Source organism: Deinococcus detaillensis (assembly GCF_007280555.1).
GTDB classification, from domain to species: domain Bacteria; phylum Deinococcota; class Deinococci; order Deinococcales; family Deinococcaceae; genus Deinococcus; species Deinococcus detaillensis.
On record NZ_VKDB01000057.1, the window covers coordinates 1 to 5,957 of the forward strand.

The window sequence follows — 5,957 nt, forward strand, 5'->3', positions numbered from 1 at the left end:
CAAGCCGTCGGCGCTGCTGTGAGCAACTAGGGTCACGGGGCGCGGCGTGAAGGCGGGCAGGTCGTCGGCGGCGCTGGTGGCAACGGTGGCCGGGTCGTGTGAACCGAACCGGGCCGCGAAGTCCAGCAGCGCAGCGGGCGCGATTCGGTAGCCCGAGCGGCCAGGCCCAAGTCGGATTGCGGGCAAATGACCGGCCACAATTAAATTCAGTACCGTGCGAACCGAGCAGCCGAGCAAAGCAGCGGCGGCGCGGGTGGGCATAAATTGGGCGGCGGGCTGCTCTGGGTGGGCCTTCAGGGCGCTTGTCATATCCACAGTCTATTAAGCATTTTTGGCAAACAACATAAAGCAGCGCACGCTGAACACGGTTTGGGGATTTCTCCTTCTTGGTATTTATGCGTTGCACGTAATCAAACTGACCTTGAAACTCACCTGTGATTAAAGGGAGTATGAAGGCTGTTGGGCCGGGTTTAGCTGCTGGGCCTCAACCGGGCAGCCAGCACCGCGCCGGGTGACTTCCAGGGCGCACCTTCCAGCAGATCAGCGGCCAGCCGGTCAAATTGGGCAGCAAGGGCGCTCAGTCCTCCAGTGCGGCCCTCGTCTTGAGCGGTCAACGCCTGCCACACCACGCCCGCCCAGTACCTACGGCGCTCCGGTTCGCACAGCGCGGCGGCAATCTGTGAAGCCAGCCGTCCAACAGCGCGGGGCCGTTTCGAGCCGTGCAGATGCCAGAGGGCAGCGAGGCCGTCTAGCGCGTCTCTCAGGCCAGCAGGTGTGGGCATGTCCCTACTGGATGGTAGCGGGGCGTTTTGTACGCCTGGAACAGCGGCGCGTCGTTTTGCAGTGGCGTAGAGCATTTCCGGTTCAGCACTGGAAGAGAGTAGTAGGGACATTTCCGCAGCAGCGCCGGTTTTGCCGATCACGTCCGCCTCAAAGTCTGGTCTCCAGTTGTGCTGCCACTCCTCCGCCGTGACTCTCGGCGGGTCGGCGCGGGTATCTGTTCGCACGGCCCACAGCGAACCGTCCCACAGATTGCGAAGGCCCACGCGCTGAGCATGGCCGCCCTGGTCGATCAGGCCCGCCCGCTCTAAGCCAGCAGCGAGGCGGCGCAGGTGACGCGGCGTGAAGCCCAGCACCCCGGCCACCGTCACGGCGGGCAGGTGGAAGGTGATCTGAGAGGGCAGCGCGGTATGGCCCCGCTCACGGCCCAAGTCGAGCGCCAGACGGTGCAAGAAATTCCACAGCACCGCTTCACCCACTTTGAGCGGGCGGCCAGACCTTACGGTGTCGGCGTTGGGGTAGGTGGCCAGCACTCGCGGCGCGGCGGGCGGGGCCGTGCGGTTCATAGAAACGCCCAGGCGGGGCAACGCGGCGGCGCGGGCGGCATTGTCGGCGCGGGTCTGCTGCTGCCAGCGGGTGATGCTTGCAGGCGCGGCGGGCGCAGTGTTGGTGGTGGTGGTTTGGATGACTGCGACGCGGGCGCGGTCAAGTACGGCGGTCAGTGAGAGAGATAGCAAGGCTGAATACCCCTTTTCACCCGTCCACAAGTGGTTTATGCTTGTGGTTCAGGGTCACACCCTGGCCGATAAACGCCGCCCGTATCCCGCAAAAGATAGGCGGCGTTTGCTTTGCCTAGTGTTGATCTCAGATTACAACCTTTGAGCAGGGGAAGCGGCGCAGCGCAATCAATCAACCGAGCGCAGCACGTCTAGGCGCAGTAACACATCAATCATCTTTTGATTGAGCGTGCGGGCTTCTCCATCGGCGGTGGTCAGTCGCCACAACTTCCCAATGCGTTCAAGGTTTCCACCGTCCTTAAGCTGTTGAACGATCAGTCCATGATGTGCGGCCTTCTCGCTCGGTATACCTGAGCCCAATTCAAGGCGTATTGGCGTAGGCGAGTGCTCATGCTCAGTGCTGGTGGCTACAAGGTGGGCGGCGGCGAAGATGGCCCCACGCTCGGCAGCGCTTAAGCCAGCAGCCCACCTAACGGCGGCTGTATGGCTGCGTATCCTCATGGTCTGGGTCGTCTCGCCCTCTCGCAGCGGCGTCACTCCCAGATTCTCAGGCTTAGGTCTGAGGTTGGCGTAAATTGACTTTGGCACGACTCAAGCTACCGCCGCGTTACACGGTGGGTCAAATGACGTCACACGGTGAAACAACGGTAAAACAGCACTAACTATTATTAGTGTTAATCTCTCAGGAATAAAACCGTTTATACCTGACTATTTCTGCGGCATGAAGCCTCTCAAACGTCCATTCGAGAACGCTGATTGGATAAGATGGCTAGGATGCCCGTTGACCTTGTTGAACTTGCCTCGAATGGAGACTGGCCTCTAGTACGTGAAGCCCTCCTGGGTGAATCGTACTCGGTAGGGGTCTTATCCTTAGCATTGACGCGAGCTGTCAATTATGAACATCTGGAGATGTCCCGGCTACTCATTGATACAGGTGCTGACCCAAATTTCTGCTTCGAGGACCAGATTCCTGCGCTGTTTGTCGCAGTTCAGACCTTCTCGCTTCCCATCGTAGAACTGTTATTAACGCATGGTGCAGATGTAAATCTGCGTATGCAGGGCGGTTATACACCGTTGATGATGGCCGTGGACGCTATAGCCGACTATTCCTATCAGTCGAATGGACCTCTTGATCTTGACCTTGTGCTCTTTTTGCTCGCGCAAGGAGCTGACCCAGTCCTAAGGGATGACAGGGACAAAACAGCAGCTGACGTAGCTCGAAGTTATGGGTGGGCTGAGGCTGTACAGGTTCTGGAAGCTCATATGGCTTAGATATTTCTTCTCACAGAAACGTGCCACCCCAACAGGTGTTACACCCCTCGCCGGAGCGTCTGAGAGGTGTAACAAGATGGCTTAACCCTGCCCTCCTCAGCCTCGATAGACCTCGTTGGTGTGGAACCTCAGCCGCTCGCTGCTGACCAGTGGGTAGCCGGGTTGCGGCGCGGCCAGCTGCTGACCTTCCAGGGCGTAGTAGTGCCGACCGTTCTCGAACTCGCTGCGGATACGCGGGCTAACAATCAACCGCCGCTCCTCGGGCTCGATGGTGATGTACCCGGAATCGTAGAGGCGATGCAGATCACTTCGGAGAAGTAAGCCGTTCTCGATGGCGTGCGGCCCGCCACGGCCATACGGCTGCACATGCGCCGCCTCGAGTACCGGCAGCGTCTTCTCCCCCGTAATAGCGCAGCGGCGGCTGTAGGCTTCGGTGACGAGGGCACGGAAGCTACGTTGACCCAGTCGGGGCCGGACGAGCTGCGGCTGACCGTAGCGGGGCGTCTCGATGGCAGCGAGGGTGGCCGGTGCTGGGTCGGTGACTTGCAAGCGCAGGCGCTCGGCGACCTGGTCATAGAGTGCGCGGCCTTCGGTGTCATCGGTGCTGTAGCCCTTGCCCGAGACGATGTTGAGTTTGAAGCTCTCAGGAATCGGAAACCACTGTTCACGTGGGAAGAAGAACGGTTCGGCCAACAGGATGCAGGTGATGCTGGGATTGGCCTCCTGGGTCGCGTGTCCCTGCTTAGAGCGGTACTTGGCGACTCGCTGCTGGACGGTCAGTAGGTCTCCAGCACCGTTGGCGACGCCGAATGCCTTCCAAGCCAGACTCACAGGCAAGAGCAGTGTGCGCGTGAAGAAACCGCCCCCAACGATGAAGTTGTGAGGGGCATGCAGCTTGAAGAGGAACAAGTCACCCTCCCTCAGCAGCTGGAAGGAAGCTCCGCTTGGCCGCCAGAAGTTGACTTCGGCCAGGTGAGACTGAGCAGCGAGGTAACTGAACCAGTCATCATCGGTAACCCCCACGTAGAGGCGCATAGTCTAGGGTAGCGTGAAGGCCTGCCAAAGTGTCAAGTCAGAGTGTCAAGCTAGACTCTTAGACTTGAATTTGAAAGTGTCAGATAAACCGGAAAACGAGCCTAATCTGACACCTTTTAGCCGTTTTTGAAGTGTCAGGTTGAGGTATACCCCATCCTGACACTCTGCCTGCCAGACCTCGCGTGTATGCAGCGGGCCGAGCAGCTGCTGAACTGTCCAAGCCTCCTTGTCAAAACCTCGGAAACTCCGCTAGCGTTCCGCTCTAAACTGAGGCATGGGCCTGCGCACGCAAGGATATGAACGGATCGGGGATACCTTCACGTCGGCAGTTGAGGCAGGTGACGGGCCGCCGACAGTTCAGCAGCGAGTGAACCAGAGAACCGAGCGGCGTTATTTCGTTAGGGTGCCGGTTGAAGCGTGCTGGGCGTTACCGGTGGCGAGTTTGGCGGCCAGTGTGAAGGCGCGGCGGCGCACTGCGGGCGAGTTGGAAGCGCTTACCGATATCGTGGCGCGGGCGGCTGTGGATTGGAACCCAGAAGCAAATACATTCCGGGTCGTCTCCAGCTTGGACACTGAGTTAGAGCCGGGCTGGAACCGGGTGCAGCTCACCACAGCACCCACCGGGCGATCTGCGGCGCGGCTCTGGCTCGTCTGTCCTCGCTGTGCAGGCCGCGTGGGGGCCGTCTACGCCTCTCACTGGAATGCAGCGGGGGGCGAAGTGGACGCGCCGCTGATCGGGTGCCGGACGTGTTTGGGCTTGACCGACGGAAGCAGGCAGCAACACAAAACGTTGGCTTGGTCGTACGAGGTCATGGGCCTGAGCCGTCCCACACCGGGTAAGGCTTATCGCCCTCGCCGCGCCGCCGCGATTAGACGGGCCGTCGGCGTGTTTGACCGTCGCTGGGCTAGGGCGTTGCGGGCCGTTGGGATTGAGATTTAACCAAGGCTGGGATTTCTACAGCACCGTCCAATACAGCTAATTTACCCCCCCCCTAAAGCCCCTAGCCCCGGTCATCTCCAAGCGTGCCGAGCGGGTCTAGGCTCAGGGGTGCCGGGCATGGCCCTCATAGCCGGGCCGGGCCTAGTTGCCTGACGGCAACCTCTCCAGTCAACCTGCCCGCTGTTGATGATTGGAAGGTCGTCGCCGGGTCTGTCGCTTACCTCGTTAGCGCTGACGCTGATGCGGGGTGGGTTGGAATCTCCCTGATATACGCCGGGTCTGATGCGGAATTGTGGTGGGTGAAATTGGGGGTCTGGGCATTTGAAACACGTAGTTGACATTGAGGGCAGATTCAGGCCGGGCGCACTAGGGCCATATCTGGCTTGAGACGCGGAACGTTGTAAGTCCAGCTCAGCGAAGGCAGGCGATGATCTGCGCGAGCGGTGCGGTAGTCGATGACGGCGGCGGCAAGTAGCAGCGGGTCGGGTTTGCCGTAGCGCTGTGGGCCGAGTTTGACCATGCAGGCGCGGGCGTCTCCAGGCTTGCTCAGATAGCCCAGCAAGCGGCGGTAATCGGCGTCAGTGGGTTCAACATCCTTCACCGAGCTGTGGGGGGGCAACAGCAGCAAGGCATCAGCAGCACCCAACAAGTGCAGGTGCAGGCCGCACTCCGGGCCGCGCTCCAGCTTCGCCCAGACGGGCCACTTGCCGAACACGGCGTGGCTCACCGTTCGGGCGTTCTTGTTTACCGCTGGGTCGTAGAGCGCGGCGGGTGTGGACTTACCGAGCTGCACCGTCACTAGTTTTAAGCGGTGGTCAGTCGCTGAGAGCAGGCGGCAAGCGAGGCCGGCACCGTGACCGAACATCTTGCCCGCCCGCTTGCCGCGCAGATAGGTGCTGTCTTGCAGATCGTCGGGAATGAAGTCAGACGGCAAAGCAGCGCCGCCGCGCTTGCGCTTCTCCAAGCGTTCAGCGCGGCGGCGCAGCAGGGCAACCCCTTCAAGGGAACGGCGGGCGGTGGGTTCGGCGGGCGCGTCGCTGCCCACAGCCTTCAGTGGTCCAGGTCAGTAGGCGGGCGGTACGGCTCAATCAGAGTCAAGCCGTCGGCGCTGCTGTGAGCAACTAGGGTCACGGGGCGCGGCGTGAAGGCGGGCAGGTCGTCGGCGGCGCTGGTGGCAACGGTGGCCGGGTCGT

At 61.0% G+C, this 5,957-nt stretch carries 7 protein-coding genes; 2 read left to right on the forward strand and 5 right to left on the reverse strand.

Translation table 11 applies throughout. The features are described 5' to 3' along the window. The 3 genes from FNU79_RS18545 to FNU79_RS18555 all read right to left on the reverse strand — a co-directional run. Positions 1 to 309, reverse strand: a 309-nt coding sequence (locus tag FNU79_RS18545) for a helix-turn-helix domain-containing protein (protein WP_143722277.1), incomplete at its 3' end; no start/stop codon positions are given. A 161-nt stretch (positions 310 to 470) separates the two neighbouring features. Beyond that, entirely contained in the window at positions 471 to 1,517 is a 1,047-nt protein-coding gene (locus FNU79_RS18550; protein WP_143722278.1) for a hypothetical protein, read from the reverse strand. Positions 1,518 to 1,685: 168 nt separating this feature from the next. Next, entirely contained in the window at positions 1,686 to 2,105 is a 420-nt protein-coding gene (locus tag FNU79_RS18555; RefSeq protein WP_143722279.1) for a hypothetical protein, read from the reverse strand. A gap of 186 nt (positions 2,106 to 2,291) precedes the next feature. Here FNU79_RS18555 and FNU79_RS18560 point away from each other — a divergent pair, with 186 nt between their 5' ends. Continuing rightward, complete coding sequence (locus FNU79_RS18560; RefSeq protein ID WP_404825814.1) at positions 2,292 to 2,789, forward strand: ankyrin repeat domain-containing protein; 498 nt, start codon at positions 2,292 to 2,294, stop codon at positions 2,787 to 2,789. 96 nt (positions 2,790 to 2,885) lie between these two features. Here the strand turns inward: FNU79_RS18560 and FNU79_RS18565 are convergent, their stop codons facing one another. Further along, a complete protein-coding gene (locus tag FNU79_RS18565; protein ID WP_225430192.1) occupies positions 2,886 to 3,620 on the reverse strand; it encodes an HNH endonuclease in 735 nt (244 codons plus the stop codon). 571 nt (positions 3,621 to 4,191) lie between these two features. On the opposite strand from FNU79_RS18565, the gene FNU79_RS18570 reads away from it, so the two are divergent. Next, positions 4,192 to 4,764, forward strand: coding sequence for a hypothetical protein (locus tag FNU79_RS18570; RefSeq protein WP_185974815.1), 573 nt, complete (start codon positions 4,192 to 4,194; stop codon positions 4,762 to 4,764). 352 nt (positions 4,765 to 5,116) lie between these two features. Here the strand turns inward: FNU79_RS18570 and FNU79_RS18575 are convergent, their stop codons facing one another. Continuing rightward, entirely contained in the window at positions 5,117 to 5,809 is a 693-nt protein-coding gene (locus FNU79_RS18575) for a hypothetical protein (protein ID WP_143722283.1), read from the reverse strand. Positions 5,810 to 5,957 lie beyond the last annotated feature (148 nt).